Raw genomic sequence first — 18,373 nt, 5'->3', positions numbered from 1 at the left:
CGCACCAGCGCGAGGATCCGTTCCGAGGAGCAGACATGACCGCCAGACGTATCGTCCACCGCATCGCCGTCGTCACGTTTCCGATCGCCGCCGCCACGGCTCTGCTGACGGCCGGCCCCGCCGGCGCCGATCCGCCCCACCCGTTCGGCGGACCGGCCCTGACCATCGGATGTCCGAACCAGGGCAGCCTGATGTCGTTGACGGCGCTCACCGGACAGTCCGGGCCGGAGGCGTCACCGCCCCTCGCCGACGGCGACATCCGTTTCGAGTCCCGCCCCGCCGCGCCGCCGATACCGGCGGCCGCGCAGGTCACCGTTGCCTGGGTCAACACCGACAGCGGCCGTTCGGGGATCGTGAACCTCGGCGGCGTCTACCCCTTCCTGTCGGCGACGGTGAACACCGGCGTCGGGAACGTGGTGGCGACGGCGTTCGGATCGATCAACTTCGGCAGCAGCCCGATCTGCCAGGCGAACCCCGCCATCGGCACGTTTATCGCGTGAGTTCGGCCGTGTTGCAGCCGAACCGGCGCCGATAGTCGGCGGGCGCGACGCCGACCACTCGGTTGAAGTGATGGCGCAGAAGTGCGCCGGACCCGAATCCGCTGCGTCTCGCGATCGCCTCGAGACCGAGGTCGGTGCCCTCGAGCAGCTGCTGCGCGTACAGGACTCGCTGCGTCGTCAGCCACTTCACGGGGGTGGTGCCCGTCTCGGCCGCGAACTTGCGGGCGAACGTGCGCGTCGACATGGACGAGCGGGCCGCGAGCTCGTCGATCGTGTGCGGCAACTCGAGGTTTTCGCTCATCCACGCCATCGTCTCGCTCAGGCTGTCCGACGTGCACGCGACCACCGGCTGCTCGATGAACTGGCGCTGTCCCCCGTCGCGCTGCGGCGGCACGACCATCCTGCGGGCGATCGTGTTGGCGACGGTGGAACCGAGTTCCCGACGCACCACGTGCAGGCAGGCGTCGATGCCGGCCGCGGTACCCGCACTAGTGACGAGGTTGCCCTCGTCGACGAAAAGGACGTCGGGGTCGACGGTCGCGGTCGGGAACCGGGTGGCCAGTTCCTCGACGTACTCCCAGTGCGTGGTGCACTTGCGCCCGTCCAGTAGTCCGGCCTCACCGAGCAGGAAGACACCCGAGCACAGACTGAGGACGATGGCCCCGGCATCCGCGGCGCCGCGCACCGCGGTGAGCGCCTCCACCGGGAAGTCGGACTGCGCCCCCGGCGGCGGGACCACGACGAGATCGGCGTCGCGCAGGGAGTCCAGTCCGTGGTCGGCGGACAGCGTCAGTCCCGGCGTGATCGACGCGAGCGGTTCGCCCGGACGGATCCCGCAGATCCGGAAGTCGAACGGCGGAACCCCGTGTTCGGTGCGGTCGATTCCGAACACTTCACAGACCACCCCGAACTCGAACATCGAGACACGGTCGAGGAGGAGCGTGGCGACCTTGGAGATCATGCCCCCAGTCTAAATGGCAACATCTTGCCGGACCATGTCGAAACGGCCAATCATTCGCGGACCGGCCCGCAGATCGACACGAGCGCACGCGCCAGCGTGGCCTGATGCAATGGGTCGAGACGCTGTTCGGCAGCCACCGCGACCGCGGCATCGACGAGAGCGGGCACACAGCCGGGACCGGCGAGCACGGCCTCCTGTTCGCGCAGCTGCAGCAGAATGTCCGTGTTCTGGCGGTCGATCACGGGACGAACCTGCGTCAGGTCGGGCCGGACGGTCGGCGCCGCGCCGGGTGCGACGCTCCACCAGCCGAAGAGGGCGCGCTGCACCTCCTTGTTGGCCTCGATCTGGTCCCGGAAGATCTGCTGCACCCGCCCCGCGCTCAGGCCCTCGTGGGCCGCCTGCGCGGCGACCGCACCCAGGACCTGTGCCTCGCGCGCGGGATCGTCGATCGGTGACGGCGTGCCCCACTTTGCCGCCGCCACCGTGTCGGCCGTCGCGAGGCGCAGCGAGACCGCCAGGGCGATCGGTTCCAGTGGCCGGGTGTGCGCGCTCGCTGGCGCGGTACCGCCTGCCGTCGACATCGCGAGCATCACCGCGGCGACCGCAGTGCGGCGGGCGAGTGCGGGCCGGACCGTGGTCATGGTGCGAGTGTAGGGCCGGTCAGTCGTCCAGCCCGGCGACTCCGCGTTTCCAGTACCCGGTGAACAGCGAATCCATCCGGTCCCGGCTCCACGCGCGCAACGGCTTGATGTCATTCGCCTCGCCTGCCGCGAACAGGAAGGGGCGGCGATCGGGCAGCGCGAGCGACTGCACCGTCGACGCCAGGGCGGACTCGCTGCCGTCGCGAACGAGCCACGTCACGTCCACGTGCTCGCGCTCGGCCAGCGGGTATCCGTGCTCGACGTCGTCGTCGGTCTCGATCACCACGTGCGCCGAGACGTCGGCCGGGGACTCGTCGAGCCACCGCGCGACCGCCGGCAGCGCGGTGGAATCGACCGCGAAGACGTAGTGGTCGAAGTTGTGGGCGAATGCCTTGGCGCCGGGCGGTCCGGCGATGGTCACCTCGTCGCCGATCGCGACCGTCGTCGCCCAGGAGGACGCGAGCCCGCCGTCGTGCAGCACGAAGTCCAGGTCGAGTTCGCGGGCGTCGGCGTCGTAGCGGCGGACGGTGTATTTCCGCGTGGTCGGGAGCGGTCGCGGCCAGTCGAGCATCATCGCGTCGTTCACGACGGGCACGCGGCGGGTGCCGTCGGGATCGGGGAACACGATCTTCACGTGATCGTCGGCCTGATAGGTGTGGAATCCGTCGAGTCCGGGGCCCCCGATCGTCAGGCGCACCATGCGGGGGGTGACGTACTCGCGTGTACGGACCGTGACCGTGCGGACTCCGATCGGGTAGCCGATGCGTGCGGTTCCCTTACCGGTCCGGTGGTGGGATACGACGCGACTGTGCGGGTCGAGGCGTTCACGGGCTCCGGGGTCGAGTGCGGTCATAAAGTAAGGGTAACCTCACAAACTCTGGTCCGCACAGCAGTGTGCCCCGGACTCTTCCGAGTCCGGGGCACACCGTTCTGTATTCGTACCTGTGGAGCCTAGGAGATTCGAACTCCTGACATCTGCCTTGCAAAGGCAGCGCTCTACCAACTGAGCTAAGGCCCCGTTACCTCGTGCCACACCTCGTTGCCGCGGAGCAACTTGGACAGTCCGATCGCCACCAGCACTCCGGCTCCCACAAACAGGAGGACCTTCATGCGAATGACCTTTCACCGGCACCAGGAGTGGGCCTAGGAGGACTTGAACCTCCGACCTCTTCGTTATCAGCGAAGCGCTCTAACCGCCTGAGCTATAGGCCCCTGAAGTCTGGAAACTCATCTCGCGCAGTTCCCTGAACCGAGTCGGAAGATTACCCCACCGGACCGGCAACTACCAAAACCGGTCCGGCGAGACGCTCTTTTCCCAGCTCAGCCCCCGTCGTTTTCCGCGTTCAGTCCCGGTCGGCGAGCGTCACTTCGACGCCCCCGACGAGGTCCGAACACAGGTTGTAGATGAACGCGCCGATCGTCGCCAGCGCGGTGAACAACACCATGTTCGCGAGACCGATGACGGCGGCGTATCCGAAGACCTGCCCGGCCGTCACGAGCCCGTCAGAGCTCGACTCCGCGACGATATCGGTGAACGCGTTGTTCAGCCGGTCCCACACGCCCATCCCGTCCAGGACGACGTACAGCAGACCGACGGCCACCATCCACACGAAGAACAGCGACACCGAGATGACGGACGAGATCTTCAGCGTCGACCAGGGATCGATCTTGCGGACCTGCACCGTCGCCCGGAGCGCCTCACCCTCCTCGACCCGCTGCGGCGCCACGGCGATCTTCGGCTGCTGACCCGTGGCCGCCGTCCCGGGCAGGGGGTGCTTGGCCTCGGACAGGTCCGGCATGTCCTTGGGGAGCACGTCCCGGTTGATGTGCCGGGTGGGTCCGTCGATTGCGGATGCCTTCGCCTTCGCGGCTTCCCGCTGCGTCACGGCACCGGCCGCGGCTGCGCCGGACACCGCACCGACCGCTGCCGTGGCCGCCGTCGAGGACGGTGTGCGATCGGAACCCTGCTTGGGCGCGGGCTGGCCCTTCGCCGGCGCCGACGGGTTCTGTGCGGGCGCCTTCTGGGTGGGCACGGCCTGGGTGGGAGCACCCGCGTTCTGCGCTCCCTGGGGTCGCTGACCCTGTGCCTGCGTCTTCTGCGTCGGAGCGGTCTGCGGCTTCTGAACGTCCTGGCCACCGGGAGCCTTCGCTGCCGCGGCACCCGCTGCTGCCGCTGTGCCCGCGCCATTGGACGCGTTCGGCTGACCCTCCGGACGCGGAGCCTGCTTGGCACCGGCCCCGCCCTGCACGGGCCGCTTCAGGTTGGTCTGCGGCTCCCGCTGCATTCCCCGCTGCCACGGCGGAGCCTGGTTCCCCCGAATGGACTGCGCACCCTCGGTGGGAGCGCCACCCGCGGGAGCCCGGTTGCCGGGCGCCTGCTGCGGCGGACCCTGATGCCCGGGAGCCTGCTGATTCGGAGCGTGACCCTGCTGCGGCGGCACGGACCGCCCCTGCGGGGTCTGCGTGCGCGGACCCTGATGCTGGGGCGTCGACGGAGACCGGGCCGGATCGGCCGGAGCCTGCCGATCCGGTCTCGCGTCGGGAGCACCGCCCGGCCGGGCAGCCGGCCCCGCCTGAGCGGGACCACGACCGGCGGACGCCTGCGGCCCCTGCGGCGCGGAACCCTGCTGCGGGTTCGGTCGCGCCGACCCGTTCTCGGGAGTGCGGGAGGCCTGCTGCTCGGTTTTCGCCTGATTGGCGGAACCCGGGTTCTGCCGGTCACTGCCTGGCTGGTTGGGAGTGCTCACTAGGACTCCTTAGCTCCTTTGCCGCTGCTCTCGGCGTTGTCGTCGGGTTCGTCGGGTTCGTCGGCATTGCGCGCGATCGCGAGCAGGGTGTCGCCTTCCCCGAGGTTCATCAACCGAACGCCCTTGGTCTGCCGACCGGCCTTGCGGACCTGCTTGGCGGCGGTGCGGATGACGCCACCGCCCGACGTGATCGCGTAGAGCTCGTCGTCGTCGTTCACGATGAGCGCTCCGACCAGGGTGCCACGTTTCTTGTCGTATTGAATCGTGAGTACACCCTTTCCGCCGCGACCCTGGACCGGGTAATCCTCCATACCGGTGCGCTTCGAGTAGCCACCCGACGTCGCCACCAGCAGATAGGTGCCTTCGCGCACGACGTTCAGCGACAGCAGTTCGTCGTCGCCGTTGAATCGCATGCCCTGGACACCGGACGTGGCGCGGCCCATCGGACGCAGCGCCTCGTCGGTTGCGGAGAAGCGGATCGACTGTCCCTGCGCGGAGACGAGCAGCAGGTCGTCGTCGGAGGAGCAGAGGACCGCGCCGACCAGTTCGTCCTCGCCGCGCAGGTTGATGGCGACGATGCCGCCGCTGCGGTTCGAGTCGAAGTCGGTGAGCTTGGACTTCTTCACCAGACCGTTGCGGGTGGCGAGAACCAGGTAGGGGGCGTCCTCGTACGTCTTGATCTGGATGACGCTCTGGATGCGCTCGTCGGGCTGGAACGCGAGCAGGTTGGCCACGTGCTGTCCGCGGGCCGTGCGGCTCGCCTCCGGCAGCTCGTACGCCTTGGCCCGGTAGACGCGGCCCTTCGTGGTGAAGAACAGCAGCCAGTCGTGCGTGGAGCTGACGAAGAAGTGCGAGACGATGTCGTCCTGCTTCAGTCCGGCGCCCTGCACGCCCTTGCCGCCGCGCTTCTGCGAGCGGTACAGGTCGGTTTTGGTGCGCTTGGCGTAGCCGGTCTCGGTGATCGTGACGACGACGTCCTCGCGGGCGATCAGATCCTCGTCGGCCACGTCACCGTCGGCAGCGATGATGCGGGTGCGGCGGTCGTCGCCGTGCTTGTCGACGATCTCCTTCAGCTCGTCGCGGACGATCCGGCGCTGACGCTCGGGCTTCTCGAGGATGTCCTTGAGGTCGGCGATCTCCCGCTCGATCTCGGCGAGTTCGTCGATGATCTTCTGACGCTCGAGGGCGGCGAGACGACGCAGCTGCATCGCGAGGATCGCGTCGGCCTGGATCTCGTCGACGGTGAGAAGTTCGATCAGGCCGGCCCGTGCGATGTCGACGGTCTGCGACGCCCGGATCAGCGCGATGACCTCGTCGAGGGCGTCGAGCGCCTTCACCAGTCCGCGCAGGATGTGAGCGCGTTCCTCGGCCTTGCGGAGCAGGTACTCGGTGCGCCTGCGGATGACCTCGACCTGGTGGGCGACGTACAGCCGGATCATCTGGTCGAGGCGCAGGGTGCGCGGCACGCCGTCGACGATGGACAGCATGTTGCAGCCGAAGCTGGTCTGCAGCTGGGTGTGCTTGTACAGGTTGTTGAGCACGACCTTCGCGACCGCGTCACGCTTGACGGTGACGACGATGCGCATACCCGCGCGGTCCGAGGACTCGTCGTGGATGTCGGAGATGCCGGCGATCTTCGCGTCGCGCACCTGCTCGGCGATCGACGTGATCAGGTTGTCCGGGTTCACCTGGTACGGCAGCTCGGTGATGACGATCGTGGTGCGCCCCTTGGCGTCCTCCTCGATCTCCACCACACCGCGCATGCGGACCGAGCCGCGTCCGGTGGTGTAGGCGTCGTGGATGCCCTGGCCGCCGACGATCAGGCCGTGCGTCGGGAAGTCGGGTCCCTTGACGCGTTCCATGACCGCGGTGAGGGTGGACTCCTCGTCGGCTTCCCAGTTCTCGAGCGCCCAGTAGATGGCCTCGGCGACCTCCCGCAGATTGTGCGGCGGGATGTTGGTGGCCATACCGACGGCGATGCCGCCGGAACCATTGATCAACAGGTTGGGGATACGGCTGGGGAGAACTGACGGTTCCTGTGTACGACCGTCGTAGTTCGGGGTGAAATCAACCGTCTCGTGGTCGATCTCACGCAGCATTTCCATGGCCAGCGGGGTGAGCCGGCACTCGGTGTATCGCATCGCGGCGGCGCCGTCGTTGCCGCGGGAACCGAAGTTGCCCTGGCCGTCGACGAGCGGGTACCGCAGCGACCACGGCTGGGCCATGCGCACGAGCGTGTCGTAGATCGAGGCGTCACCGTGGGGGTGGTAGTTACCCATCGTCTCGGCGACCGGTCGCGCAGACTTCACATAACCGCGATCGGGCCGGTAACCGTTGTCGTACATCGCGTACAGAACGCGGCGGTGCACCGGCTTGAGGCCGTCGCGCACGTCGGGCAGCGCCCGGCCCACGATCACGCTCATCGCGTAATCGATGTAGCTGCTCTGCATCTCCTGCTGAATGTCGACGGGCTCGATGCGGTCGTGCCCCGGTCCCTCCGGCGGCAACGTTGTGTCAGTCATGAGCTCCTTCTTCTACTCGGCTTGACGTCTCCTCGCGGACTCGCGGTCCTGCACGACGTCGCGCAACCACCCGAGTCTATAGGTGCAGGTCAGCTGTGAGGGTGAAGGACTCGGGTGCGCTCATGAATCGGTGCCGCAGGAGTCGTCCGTTCTACTGGAGTTCGAGCTCCCTGCCCTGGGTTTCGGCGGCGAGGGATTCGGCGGCGAGGGATTCGGCGGCGAGCATGTCGGCCTCGAGTTCGAGCTCGGCGGCGACGCGGTCGGGCGCCATCAACAGGGCGGTGATCGGGATCGTGACGACGAGCATGCCCAGCACGAAGACGGGGAACAGGATCGAGAACACTTCGAGACCGTCCGGGCGCGCCACGGACGGGTCGACGGTGACGCTCAGCCCGAACACGCCGGTGTAGTGCATGGCCACCAGTCCGGCCGCCACGATCACCGACGCCACGAGTCGCAGCGTGCGGGACTCGAGGGCCGAGATCGACCACATGATTCCGGCGCCGACGACCAGGCCGATCACGGCGGACGCCGCCGTCAGCACGATGTCGGAGTCCACCGAACCCTGGATCTCGAGGGAGGCGACGATCGCGAGGTCCATTCCGGTGAAGCCGACGCCGAGGAGCACCGCACCGCCTGCCAGGCGGCCGATCTCCACCGATGCGCTCGGCAGCCGGTGTTTCGTGGGCGGCGGGCTGATGATCAGCAACGCCACCGCGGCGGCCGCGACGGGCACCACGAACGAGACCGCGATCCACAGGACGTCGTAGCGCACCACACTGCCGTAGACCTCGAAACCGACCATCGCGATGTAATGCGGCAGCCAGGCGCCGATGCCGCCGAGGGACAGCGCACCCCACGCCAGCCAGAGGTACCGCTGCCTCGGGTTCGGCGCGGTCACCGCCTTGCGGGCGCTGGCGATACCGACGAAGACGCCGATGAACGCCGTGACCGCGGCGAGGGCGACGATCCACGTGCCCATGGAGAAGTGCTGCAAGTCGTCCGACATGTTTCGAATCCTCAGTACGCGGCCGTGTGGAGCTTGGTCAGTGCGTATTCGGTGATCGCGACCAGTGCGCGTTTCGCCGATTCCCGGTCACGCGCGTCGATCGGGATGATCGGCACGTCCTCGGAGATCGCGAGGGCCGCACGGATGTCCTCGATGGGGTAGCGCGGGGCGTCGTCGAATTCGTTGATCGCGACGAGGAACGGCAGCTGCCGGGCCTCGAAGAAGTCGACGGCCGCGAAACTCTCGTCCAGCCGGCGGGTGTCGATCAGGACGATCGCACCGATGGCACCGCGGATCAGGTCGTCCCACATGAACCAGAACCGGTGCTGACCGGGGGTACCGAACAGATACAGCACGAGGTCGTCGGCCAGGCTGATGCGACCGAAGTCCATGGCAACGGTGGTCGTGCCCTTCTGCGGTGTCGCAGCCAGGTTGTCGACGCCGTCGCTGGCGTTGGTCACGAGCGCCTCGGTGCGCAGCGGGACGATCTCGGAGACAGCCCCGACCAGTGTGGTCTTGCCGACGCCGAACCCGCCGGCGATCACGATCTTGGTCGAGGTCACCCGATTGCGGGGATCAGATTTCGCGAAGTCCACTGAGGACCCTTTCGATGAGTTCACGACGTTCGGAGTCGGTCGAGTCTTCCTTCAGGGTGGCCAGGATCTGGAGATGACCGGCCTCGACCAGGTCGGCGACCAGGACGCGTGCCACTCCGAGGGGGACGCCCACCCGGGCGGCGATCTCGGCGACCGAAGGCGACTGCTGACACAACGCGACGATCGCCGCGTTGACGTCGTCGAGTTCCCACTGCCGGTCCACCGACTGCGGCAGTGCCTGAATCAACGCTTCGAGCGCGAGCTCGACCGCAGGCCGGGTCCGGCCCGACGTCAGCGAGTACGGGCGCACGATGTTCGGGCCCGGCTGCTCCGAGTGGTGGTCGTTCATGAGCATGGGCTGGTCAGAGACCCTGCGGGGTGCGGGCCGTGGCCTGCACCGATGCCCCGACGCGGTCGACCAGGATCGCCATCTCGTAGCCGACCTGCCCGATGTCGCACTCGGCGTCCGTGAGGGTCGCGAGGTGCGAGCCGTCGCCGACGCTCATGAGCAGCAGGTACCCGTGCTGCATCTCGACCACCGACTGCAGCACTCCGCCGCCTTCGAACAACCGGGACACACCGGCCGACAGGCTGGCCAGCCCCGAGGTGACCGCGGCCAGCTGCTCGGCCCGGTCGATGGGGAGATGGGCGCTGGCTGCCATCAGGAGACCGTCCGCAGACACGAGCACGGCGTGGGAGACACCGGGCACGTCACTGGCGAAGTTCGACACCAACCAGTCGAGCGGTCGCGTGACGTCGGATCCATGAGCGGTGTTCATCGGTCTCCTTCAATGCTGTTACGTTCCGCGAGCCTCGTGGCCCTGCCGTTTCGGACGCCCTGCTGGTGACGACTGAGATTGGCGCGAATTGTCTCAGGGTCACGCACCCGGCGCAGTGTCCCCGTATTGTGCGCGCCTTCGACCGTGCCGGGAACCAGCCGGTCGCCGGGACGCCGCTTCGGCAGTCCGATCTCCGGGTCGACCTCGACGGGAGTCTCGCTGATCCGTTCCGCGGCCGACCATCCGGCGTCGCCGGCGGAATGCCAGACGCCGGGTGCGCCTTCGGCGCCGGTCGGATCGGTCAGCCAGTCGGACACCATGTCGGAGAAGATCGGGGTGCCGCCGCCGGGGCGAGGTGTGGCCTCGGCTGGTGGCGGATCGATCCGCGACTGGAAGAACGACGCGGTCTTCGCCGAGTTGGTGCGGTAGCGGTGTCGCACCGGTGCCTGGTCGTCGCCGTTCGACGACGGGGGCGCCGGCTGCTCCGCGGTCCGCGCCTCGATGCGGTTCTCGCTGCGGGGTGCGTGCTGCGGCTGCGATTGTGCCGGTGCCGTCTCCGAGGTCGCCGCCTGCGGCCGCCGCACGGGCAGCTTCGGCATCGCCCCGGATCCGCGGACGTTGACGGTGTCCTGGGACTGCGCGGCCGGCGCCCCGGCCGACGATCCCGCGCCGGCCGCGATGCCACTGGCACCGGGCTGACGTCGGGGCAGGCTCGTGCCCGACGCCGTCGTCACCGCGCCCGCAGGTGCCGGGCTCGGCGCGGGCGGAGGCGTGGACGGGGTGCGGGTCGGCAGTCCGGTGCGGGTTGCCGGCTGCTGTCCGTTTTCCTTGCGCTGTGCAGGGGCCGCGGGTGCCGGAATGGCGGTCCGGACCGGTGCCGCGGGGATCTTCCGCTGCGGTCCCGTGTCCTGCCGGGCAGCCTGCGACACGATCAGCGCATTCGGGATGTGAATGCTCACGGTCACACCCGGGTTGCGGGCGGTGTCGAACGTCGACCGCAGGCGCACGGTCAGGCCGTGACGCTTCGCGAGCCGGCTCACGACGAACAGACCCATGTGGCGGGCGGTTTCGGGACCGACCTCACCACCCGATGCCAGCCGCTCGTTGACGGCGCGCATGTCGTCGGCCGGGATACCGATACCGCGGTCCGCGATCTCGAGCAGCACCCCGCCGTCGACGGCGCGAGCGAAGCTGAACGTCACCACCGTGTCGGGCGGCGAGGCGCGCAGCGAGTTGTCGACGAGTTCGGCGAGCAGGTGCACGACGTCCGTGACGACGGTGCCGCTGAGCGCGCCCTCGGGGGTCGCACCCATCTGCACACGCTGGTAGTCCTCGACCTCGGAGATCGCGGCACGCAGCACGTCGCCGAGCGGGATCGGTGCCGCCTGCGAGCGACGCACGCGGGTGCCGGCCAGAATCAGCAGGTTCTCACCGTTCCGGCGCATACGCGCGGCCAGGTGGTCGAGCCGGAACAGGCTCTCGAGTCGCTTCGGATCCTTCTCCTCGAACTCGAGATTCTCGATCAGGCCGAGCTGCTGGTCGACGAGCGACTTGCTTCGGCGCGCGAGCGTTTCGAACATGTCGTTGATCTGCAGGCGCAGTTGTGCCTGCTCACCGGCGAGCTTGAGTGCCTGCCCGTGGATGTCGTCCACGGCGCGGGCGAGCTGGCCGATCTCCTCGGAGGAGTGCACGGCCACCGGCTCGAACGACAGTGCCCGCGGATCGTCACTGGCCTTGATCTGCTCGATCGCCTCCGGAAGGTCGCGGCGGGCGGCCTTCAGCGCGCCGTACCGCAGGCGGCGGATCGGACCGATCAGCGACCGCGACACGAGGAGCGCGAGGACGAGCGCGGCGAGCAGGGTTCCGAGGACGATCGCCGTGTCACGCAGCGCGGCGGACCGGGTCTCGGCCGCACGGACCTGCACGGTGGACGCGATGTCCTTCGCCGCTTCGCTGGTCAGCTCCTGGTAGACGTCACGGCTCGCGATGAGCGAGGAGCGCAGCTGCAGGATGGGCAGCATCCCGCCACGCGCCGCGTCCGCGAGGCCCTGGTCGATGAGGGCGTTGCGGTCGTTGATGTTGTTTCGCAGCGTCTCGAGACGGGCATCCCCCTTGGGGTAGTACCGGTCGAGGACGTCGAGGAGGCTCGATTCGGCGCCTGCGGCCGCGATGACGGCCGACGTGGGGATGTCGCCCGTGCGGGCCTTCTCCCGTCCGTCGGGAGCGGCGTAGACGTCCTTCACGATCACGAGGCCCATGGCCTGGTCGAACAGACGACGCTGCGCCTGCCACGCGTTGGTCAGCTGGTAGCCCTTGTCGACGACTTCGCTGTCTTCGATGGGACGAACGATGTCGTCCACTTCGCGGATGAAGTCCGCGGCGAACGCGCGCTGGCGTTCCGCGAGCAGGTCGGTGGCGACGCCCGGGGAATCCATCAGATTCAGGAGGGCGCGGCCGTCCGAGACGGTCTGGTTGATGGAACTCGCGACGGCGGGATCCAGTTCCGGGTTCCGGGCCTGTTCGGACACGTCGTTCATCAGGGCTTCCGCGTCCTCGCGGTCCTGCTTGGTGAGGGTGCCCGAGGCGTAACCACTGGTCACCGTACCCATCGAGGCCTCGAGGGCCACGATGTCCGGAACGACGACGATCTGGTCGGCCGCCTCGGTGAAGTGGACGGCGTTACTCAGCTCGCCCTGCACACGGAGCCCGCCGAGCACCATGGCGACGGTGACGGGAACTGCGAGAACCGCGGTGACCTTCCACCGCAGGCCCCAGCCCTCGATATCCCAGAACTTTGCCCGGGGCGGCGAATCGTCGCTCATCCCACGCTTCCTTTCCAACCACTCATAGCTTGTCGCTCTGTGCTCGTGACCGCGCCTGCGGCGGGACAGTCGTACCGGCCCGGACGACACGCGTCGACAGAGGAAAGTGATCGATCAGTTGCGCTGTGCGCAGCGCTGCCCGACGCACCGATTTCCGAATGTAACGAGTTCATCACATCCCCATGGGGAACGTTCTTACCACAGAAATTCCCCGATCCTTACTTCTAAGTAACATGCGCCCCACCGATCCCAGACGTTGCCGTCGCGGGGTGGATCAGCGGACCAGGCTACACAGAATCGCGGTTCACAGTCGAGGACGGATTTCTGCGTGACCCGGTCCCGCAACCGGCCCAGACGGGTGCAGCCACCGGGGTCTTCCGACCGCCGGTGGCTGCATGACATCCGTAATCTCTTGTGCCGGATACCTAGACGTCGAGGAAGCGGACGTCCTTGGCGTTACGGGTGATGAAGCTTCGCCGGGCCTCGACGTCCTCACCCATGAGAACGCTGAACAGCTCGTCGGCTGCGGCTGCGTCGTCGAGCGTCACCAGACGCAGGACGCGCACCGTCGGATCCATCGTGGTCTCCCACAGTTCCTTGGCGTTCATCTCGCCGAGACCTTTGTAACGCTGGATGCCGTCGTCCTTGTTGATCTTCTTGCCGGACTCGAGGCCGGCCTTGACCAGGACGTCGCGCTCGCGGTCCGAGTACGCGAACTCCGGCTCGCTGCGCTGCCACTTCAGCTTGTACAGCGGGGGCTGTGCCAGGTAGACGTGGCCGTGCTCGACGAGCGGCCGCATGAAGCGGAACAGCAGCGTGAGCAGCAGCGTTGCGATGTGCTGGCCGTCGACGTCGGCGTCGGCCATCAGCACGATCTTGTGGTACCGCAGCTTCGCGATGTCGAATTCGTCGTGGATGCCCGTGCCGAACGCGGTGATGATCGACTGGACTTCCGTGTTCTTCAGCACACGGTCGATGCGTGCCTTCTCGACGTTGATGATCTTTCCGCGCAGCGGCAGGATCGCCTGGTACATCGAGTCGCGGCCGGACTTGGCCGAGCCGCCTGCGGAGTCGCCCTCCACGATGTAGATCTCGGACTTGCTCGGATCGTTGGACCGGCAGTCGGCGAGCTTGCCCGGCAGGCCGCCGAGGTCGGTGGCGCTCTTGCGGCGCACCAGTTCGCGGGCCTTGCGGGCGGCGACGCGGGCCTGTGCCGACGACACCGCCTTGTTCACGATCGTCTTCGCGTCAGCCGGGTTCGCTTCGAACCAGTGCGACAGGTGCTCGTTGCTCGCCTTCTGGACGAACGACCGGACCTCGGTGTTACCGAGCTTCGTCTTCGTCTGACCCTCGAACTGCGGTTCACCAACCTTCACGGAGATGATCGCCGCGAGACCCTCACGGATGTCGTCACCGGTGAGCTTGGGGTCTTTCTCCTTGAGGAGCTTCTTGTCGAGCGCGTACTTGTTGACCGTCGCCGTCAGAGCGGAACGGAAGCCCTCTTCGTGGGTGCCGCCCTCGTGCGTGTTGATGGTGTTCGCGAACGTGTGGACCGACTCCGAGTAGCCGGAGTTCCACTGCATCGCGATCTCGAGTTCGTGGCCGGTGCCCTTCGCGGTGAAACCGACGACGGAGTTGTGGATCGGCTGCTTCGTGCGGTTGATGTGCCGCACGTAGTCCTCGAGGCCGCCCGGGTAGTGGTAGACGCGGGTCTTCACCTTGTGCACTGCGGGCGCTTCCGCCTCGGCGGACTCGTCCTCGGCGGTCTTCGGCGCGTCGGCGACCTGACTGACGACCTCTTCCGTGACCTCGGCGTCGCTGACGCGCTCGTCGGTGAGGGTGATGGTCAGGCCCTTGTTGAGGAAGGCCATCTCCTGGAGGCGGCGCGCGACCGTCTCGAAGCTGTAGACCGTGGTCTCGAAGATGTTCGGGTCGGCCCAGAACGTGACCGTGGTGCCCGTCTCCTTGGTGGCCTCGCCCTTGACGAGTTCACCCGGCTTCGAGTCGGTGTAGGTCTGGTGCCACTGGAAGCCGTCGCGTTTGATGTCGACGTCGAGCCGGGTGGACAGCGCGTTGACGACGGAGATACCGACACCGTGCAGACCGCCGGACACGGCGTAGGAGTCGGAGTCGAACTTGCCGCCGGCGTGGAGCTGGGTGAGGACGACCTCGACGGTGGGGACACCGGAGGCGTGCATCCCGACGGGGATGCCTCGACCGTCGTCGACGACCCGGACGCCACCGTCTTCGAGCAGGGTGATCTCGACCTTGGTGGCGTGGCCGGCCATGGCCTCGTCGACGGAGTTGTCGACGACTTCCCAGATCAAGTGGTGAAGACCGCGTTCACCGGTGGAACCGATGTACATACCCGGTCGCTTACGAACAGCTTCGAGTCCCTCGAGGACGGTAATCGAAGAAGCGCCGTAGTCCTTGCTTGAGGTGCTTTTGTCTGACTTCTGGGCAGCCACGGGTGGGTAGCTCTCCTTCTCCGTCCAATGCCCGACGCAGGCGCCCACCGCCCTGGTCGGGCACGCGGGAGACGAGAATCGGGAATCTTGCCGCTAGTTACCTCGGCCATCTTACTGGTACGTCAGCGCCAGGAGCGGGCTATGACACCCCTGAGCGCCCCGTAGACGAATTTTCAGGGCGTCTCGGGAGTGAAAACCTAGGCCGAAGCGCTCTCGGACGGGCCGTCGGGGAGATCCGCCCACCGCCGGTCCTCGACGTCCAGCACGAACTCCGCGGCGAGTTGCGCGATGTCCTCGGCGTGCGAGATCGGCGACCAGTGCCCGGCCTCGACCTCTCGACGCCGCAGGTCGTGCGCCCATTTCTCGGTGTCCTCGTAGCCGACGGGCCGTACCGCCTTGTCGTTCTTGTTCAGGATCAGCTGGACGGGGACGTCGGTGTACCGCTCGCGCGGCCGCAGCAGACTCGTCCGGATGTTGGCGCGGTACAGCTTGAGACCGTTCACCATGTCGTCCGCCAGCGTCGGCGCCGGACGCACCAGCGCGGGGTCGAGGCGGTCGAAGAACTTCAGGAACGCCGGCCAGTTCCGGGAGAACCACAGCCGCAACGGCAGCGTGACCAGGCCCGGAATCTGAAACAGGACGGTGTAGCCGGACGCGACGGCCTGCGCGAGCGGCCCGCCGAAGCTGCGGTCGGAGATGCGGCGGCGCATCCACTTGCCGAGGTGATCGAGGTTGGGCCCGGAGACCGAGGTGAACGACGCGATCCGCTCGCGGGCTCCCGGTTCGCAGACCGCCTCCCACCCCTCCACCGATCCCCAGTCGTGGGCCAGCACGTGCACCGGCCGGCCCGGGCTCACGGCGTCGATCACCGCGAACAGGTCGCCGGCCAGGGCGGGCAGTCGGTAGTCCTCGACCCGGGTGGGCACGGTGCTCCGGCCTGCGCCGCGGCTGTCGTAGCTGACCACCCGGAACCACTCCGTCAGGAACGGCACCACCCGGTTCCACAGGTCGTGGGTGTCGGGCCAGCCGTGCACCAGCACGATCGTCTCGCCGTCGGGGTTGCCCTCCTCGAACACGGCGAGTTCGACGGAACCGTTGGTGATCCGCCGGGCGGTACGGGATGTGGATGGAGTCATGGTGGGTCCTCTGGTCGTGCGGGTTCGGGTATGGGATCGACGGTGGGAACTACAGATCGAGGACGAGACGGCCGCTGTCGGCGCGGGACACGCAGATCAGCATCTCGTTCTCCTGCTCGGCGTCGGTGAGCCGCGTCTCACGGTGATCCGGGGTGCCGGACAGCACCTTCACCCGGCAGGTGCCGCAGAATCCCTGCTGGCACGAGTACCCCACTCCGGGCATCGTCTTCTTGATCACCGTCAGTGCGGATTCGTCGGCGGGGACGGTGAGCACCTCACCGGTGCTGACGAGCTGCACTTCGAATTCGGTGCCGTCGAGCACCGGAGGAGCCCCGAAGCGTTCGAAATGCAATGCGGTGGCGGGGCTTCCGGGGAACGCGCGGCGTACCGACTCCAGCATCGGCGTCGGTCCGCAGCAGTAGACGGCGCCGCCCGGCGCGGCACGCTCCAGCAACTCCCCGGCGGTCGGCAGTCCGAACTCGTCGTCGGGTCGGATGAAAACCCTTGACTGATCGAATGTTTCGATCTCGTCGAGGAACGGCATCGACTCCCGCGACCGGCCGGAGTACACGAACTGCCAGTCCATTCCGAGGTCGCGTGCCGCCCGGACCATCGCCAGGATCGGCGTGATACCGATTCCGCCGGCGACGAAGAGTGCACTCCCCTCGCCGACGAAGGGAAACCCGTTGCGGGGCCCGCGCACCGTCACCGGTGTGCCCGGTTCGAGCGCGTGCATCTCGAGGGATCCCCCACCGCCCTCGGGGATCCGGCGGACGGCGACACTGTAGCCCGTGCGATCGGACGGTTCCCCGCACAGCGAGTACTGACGTCGCAGACCGGACGGCAAGTGGAAGTCGAGGTGCGAACCCGGCTGCCACGCAGGGAGTTCCGCACCGTCCTCGGCCTCGAGCCGCAACTGCACGACGTTCTCGTCCCGTGCGACGACGTCGCGTTGGGAGACAACCAGTTTCATCGTCACGTCCGGGTTGTGACCGGCGACGCCCGGGTTGTATTCATACGCGGTGAGAACGCGGAGATACTTGGCGGCCACGGCCTCGGTGATCCGCATGGCGCGGTCGGGGCGCGGTCGCCCCTTGATGTCCGGGGGAGCGTCGTAGCGGGGCAGGCCCTGCCCGGTGAGCACCTCCCGCACCTGCGACAGCTTCATCGTTCGGCCGCCTGAGCTGCGGGCGAGGAGGCCAGGTACTTCACGGCCTGCGCCGTCGAACCCTCGTTGCTCGGGTGGTACGAACGCGTGAAGTACGTCGACATCCGCTTGCCGAGTTCCCGGGCCGTCGGGAGGGTGCCGCGCTTGCCTGCCGCGAAGAAATCGGTCAGATGCGGCTTACGCCGGTGCGCCGACCACTGGGCGAGCTCGGGATCGTTGCGCATGAGGAACCGGGTGCCGCGCACCCACAGCCACACGATGACCGGGGTGACGATCACCTGGGTGCGGATCCGCCGGGACTCACGCTTGTCGAAGTACCGCATGACGTCGTATGCCACGGAGCGGTGCTCCACCTCCTCGGCGCCGTGCCAGCGCAGCAGGTCGAGCATCGTCGGATGCATGCCGGAGCGATCGAGTCCCTCGGCATTGAGTACCCAGTCGCCGAGGAACGCGGTGATGTGCTCGATGGCGGCGATGACCGCCAGCCGCTCGATCAGGTAGTTCTTCTCCCGCAGACCGGTGAGCGGTCGCGGTCCGAGGATCTTGGAGAACGTCCATTCCATCTGCTCGGTGAACGGCGTCGGGTCGAGACCCTTCTCCTTCAGGTGCACCAGCACGCCGGTGTGGGCGTTGGCGTGCATCGCCTCCTGGCCGATGAACCCGACCACGTCGTCGCGGAGCTGCTCGTCCTCGATCTGCGGCAGCGCCTCTTTGAACGTCTCGACGAACCACTCCTCGCCCGCGGGCAGGAGCAGATGCAGGACGTTGAGGGCGTGCGTGCTGAACGGGTCGCCCGGGATCCAGTGCATGGGGAGGTTCGACCAGTCGAACTCCACGTTCCTGGCCTGCAACAGGATGTGGTCCGGTTCGGGGATCGCGTTCCGGGGTGCAGTCGGGGCGGACATCTCAATACTCCTTCGTGCCGGCGGCTGCGCCACGACGGAGGCCTGTGGCACAGTTCACTCGAAAACCTGGAGTAACTGTAACACCGGGTAATAGACAAAACCAGGAACCGAACGTCCGC

General features: G+C 67.6%; 15 protein-coding genes and 2 tRNA genes. 1 reads left to right on the top strand and 16 read right to left on the bottom strand.

All coding sequences use genetic code 11. The features are described 5' to 3' along the window. Positions 1–35: 35 nt before the first annotated feature. Positions 36–500 (top strand): hypothetical protein, encoded by a 465-nt coding sequence (locus tag RHA1_RS17880; protein ID WP_009476763.1) that lies wholly within the window; start codon positions 36–38, stop codon positions 498–500. On the opposite strand, the gene RHA1_RS17875 is transcribed toward RHA1_RS17880, so the two are convergent. The 16 genes from RHA1_RS17875 to RHA1_RS17800 form a co-directional block, all read right to left on the bottom strand. Then, positions 490–1,461, bottom strand: coding sequence for a helix-turn-helix domain-containing protein (locus RHA1_RS17875; RefSeq protein WP_011596271.1), 972 nt, complete (start codon positions 1,459–1,461; stop codon positions 490–492). The two genes, RHA1_RS17880 and RHA1_RS17875, sit on opposite strands and share 11 nt — an antisense overlap. A gap of 50 nt (positions 1,462–1,511) precedes the next feature. After that, positions 1,512–2,102 carry a chorismate mutase gene (locus RHA1_RS17870; RefSeq protein WP_041811655.1) on the bottom strand — a complete coding sequence of 197 codons (591 nt, stop codon included), beginning with the start codon at positions 2,100–2,102 and terminating at the stop codon, positions 1,512–1,514. A gap of 19 nt (positions 2,103–2,121) precedes the next feature. Further along, complete coding sequence (locus RHA1_RS17865; protein ID WP_011596269.1) at positions 2,122–2,955, bottom strand: siderophore-interacting protein; 834 nt, start codon at positions 2,953–2,955, stop codon at positions 2,122–2,124. A 92-nt stretch (positions 2,956–3,047) separates the two neighbouring features. Next, a tRNA-Ala gene (locus tag RHA1_RS17860) sits at positions 3,048–3,120 on the bottom strand. A 120-nt stretch (positions 3,121–3,240) separates the two neighbouring features. Beyond that, positions 3,241–3,314 (bottom strand) — tRNA-Ile (locus RHA1_RS17855). A 131-nt stretch (positions 3,315–3,445) separates the two neighbouring features. Then, on the bottom strand, positions 3,446–4,849 hold the full coding sequence (locus tag RHA1_RS17850; RefSeq protein WP_011596268.1) for a DUF3566 domain-containing protein: 1,404 nt from the start codon (positions 4,847–4,849) through the stop codon (positions 3,446–3,448). After that, positions 4,849–7,371: a DNA gyrase subunit A gene (gene gyrA / locus RHA1_RS17845; protein WP_009476757.1), complete on the bottom strand. Its 2,523-nt coding sequence runs from the start codon at positions 7,369–7,371 to the stop codon at positions 4,849–4,851. The genes RHA1_RS17850 and gyrA overlap by 1 nt, the downstream gene beginning before the upstream one ends. Positions 7,372–7,522: 151 nt before the next feature. After that, positions 7,523–8,380 (bottom strand): MHYT domain-containing protein, encoded by an 858-nt coding sequence (locus RHA1_RS17840; RefSeq protein ID WP_011596267.1) that lies wholly within the window; start codon positions 8,378–8,380, stop codon positions 7,523–7,525. 11 nt (positions 8,381–8,391) lie between these two features. Further along, on the bottom strand, positions 8,392–8,943 hold the full coding sequence (locus RHA1_RS17835; RefSeq protein ID WP_005249094.1) for a GTP-binding protein: 552 nt from the start codon (positions 8,941–8,943) through the stop codon (positions 8,392–8,394). Between the two features lie 13 nt (positions 8,944–8,956). Next, positions 8,957–9,331, bottom strand: a complete 375-nt coding sequence (locus RHA1_RS17830; protein ID WP_009476755.1) for a DUF742 domain-containing protein — start codon at positions 9,329–9,331, stop codon at positions 8,957–8,959. A 7-nt stretch (positions 9,332–9,338) separates the two neighbouring features. Beyond that, entirely contained in the window at positions 9,339–9,755 is a 417-nt protein-coding gene (locus tag RHA1_RS17825; RefSeq protein ID WP_005249096.1) for a roadblock/LC7 domain-containing protein, read from the bottom strand. After that, positions 9,752–12,577: a sensor histidine kinase gene (locus RHA1_RS17820; RefSeq protein WP_011596265.1), complete on the bottom strand. Its 2,826-nt coding sequence runs from the start codon at positions 12,575–12,577 to the stop codon at positions 9,752–9,754. Before RHA1_RS17820 ends, RHA1_RS17825 begins: the two co-directional genes overlap by 4 nt. Before the next feature lie 425 nt (positions 12,578–13,002). Beyond that, complete coding sequence (gene gyrB, locus RHA1_RS17815; RefSeq protein WP_009476752.1) at positions 13,003–15,045, bottom strand: DNA topoisomerase (ATP-hydrolyzing) subunit B; 2,043 nt, start codon at positions 15,043–15,045, stop codon at positions 13,003–13,005. Between the two features lie 197 nt (positions 15,046–15,242). Next, positions 15,243–16,181 (bottom strand): alpha/beta fold hydrolase, encoded by a 939-nt coding sequence (locus tag RHA1_RS17810; RefSeq protein WP_011596263.1) that lies wholly within the window; start codon positions 16,179–16,181, stop codon positions 15,243–15,245. 49 nt (positions 16,182–16,230) lie between these two features. Further along, a complete protein-coding gene (locus RHA1_RS17805; RefSeq protein ID WP_011596262.1) occupies positions 16,231–17,349 on the bottom strand; it encodes a PDR/VanB family oxidoreductase in 1,119 nt (372 codons plus the stop codon). Then, positions 17,346–18,254 carry a metal-dependent hydrolase gene (locus RHA1_RS17800; protein ID WP_011596261.1) on the bottom strand — a complete coding sequence of 303 codons (909 nt, stop codon included), beginning with the start codon at positions 18,252–18,254 and terminating at the stop codon, positions 17,346–17,348. Before RHA1_RS17800 ends, RHA1_RS17805 begins: the two co-directional genes overlap by 4 nt. Positions 18,255–18,373: the final 119 nt, after the last annotated feature.

It is taken from the genome of Rhodococcus jostii RHA1 (assembly GCF_000014565.1).
GTDB classification, from domain to species: domain Bacteria; phylum Actinomycetota; class Actinomycetes; order Mycobacteriales; family Mycobacteriaceae; genus Rhodococcus_F; species Rhodococcus_F jostii_A.
Note: the sequence above shows the minus strand (reverse complement) of the source record. Positions and strands in the feature narration are given on the sequence as shown.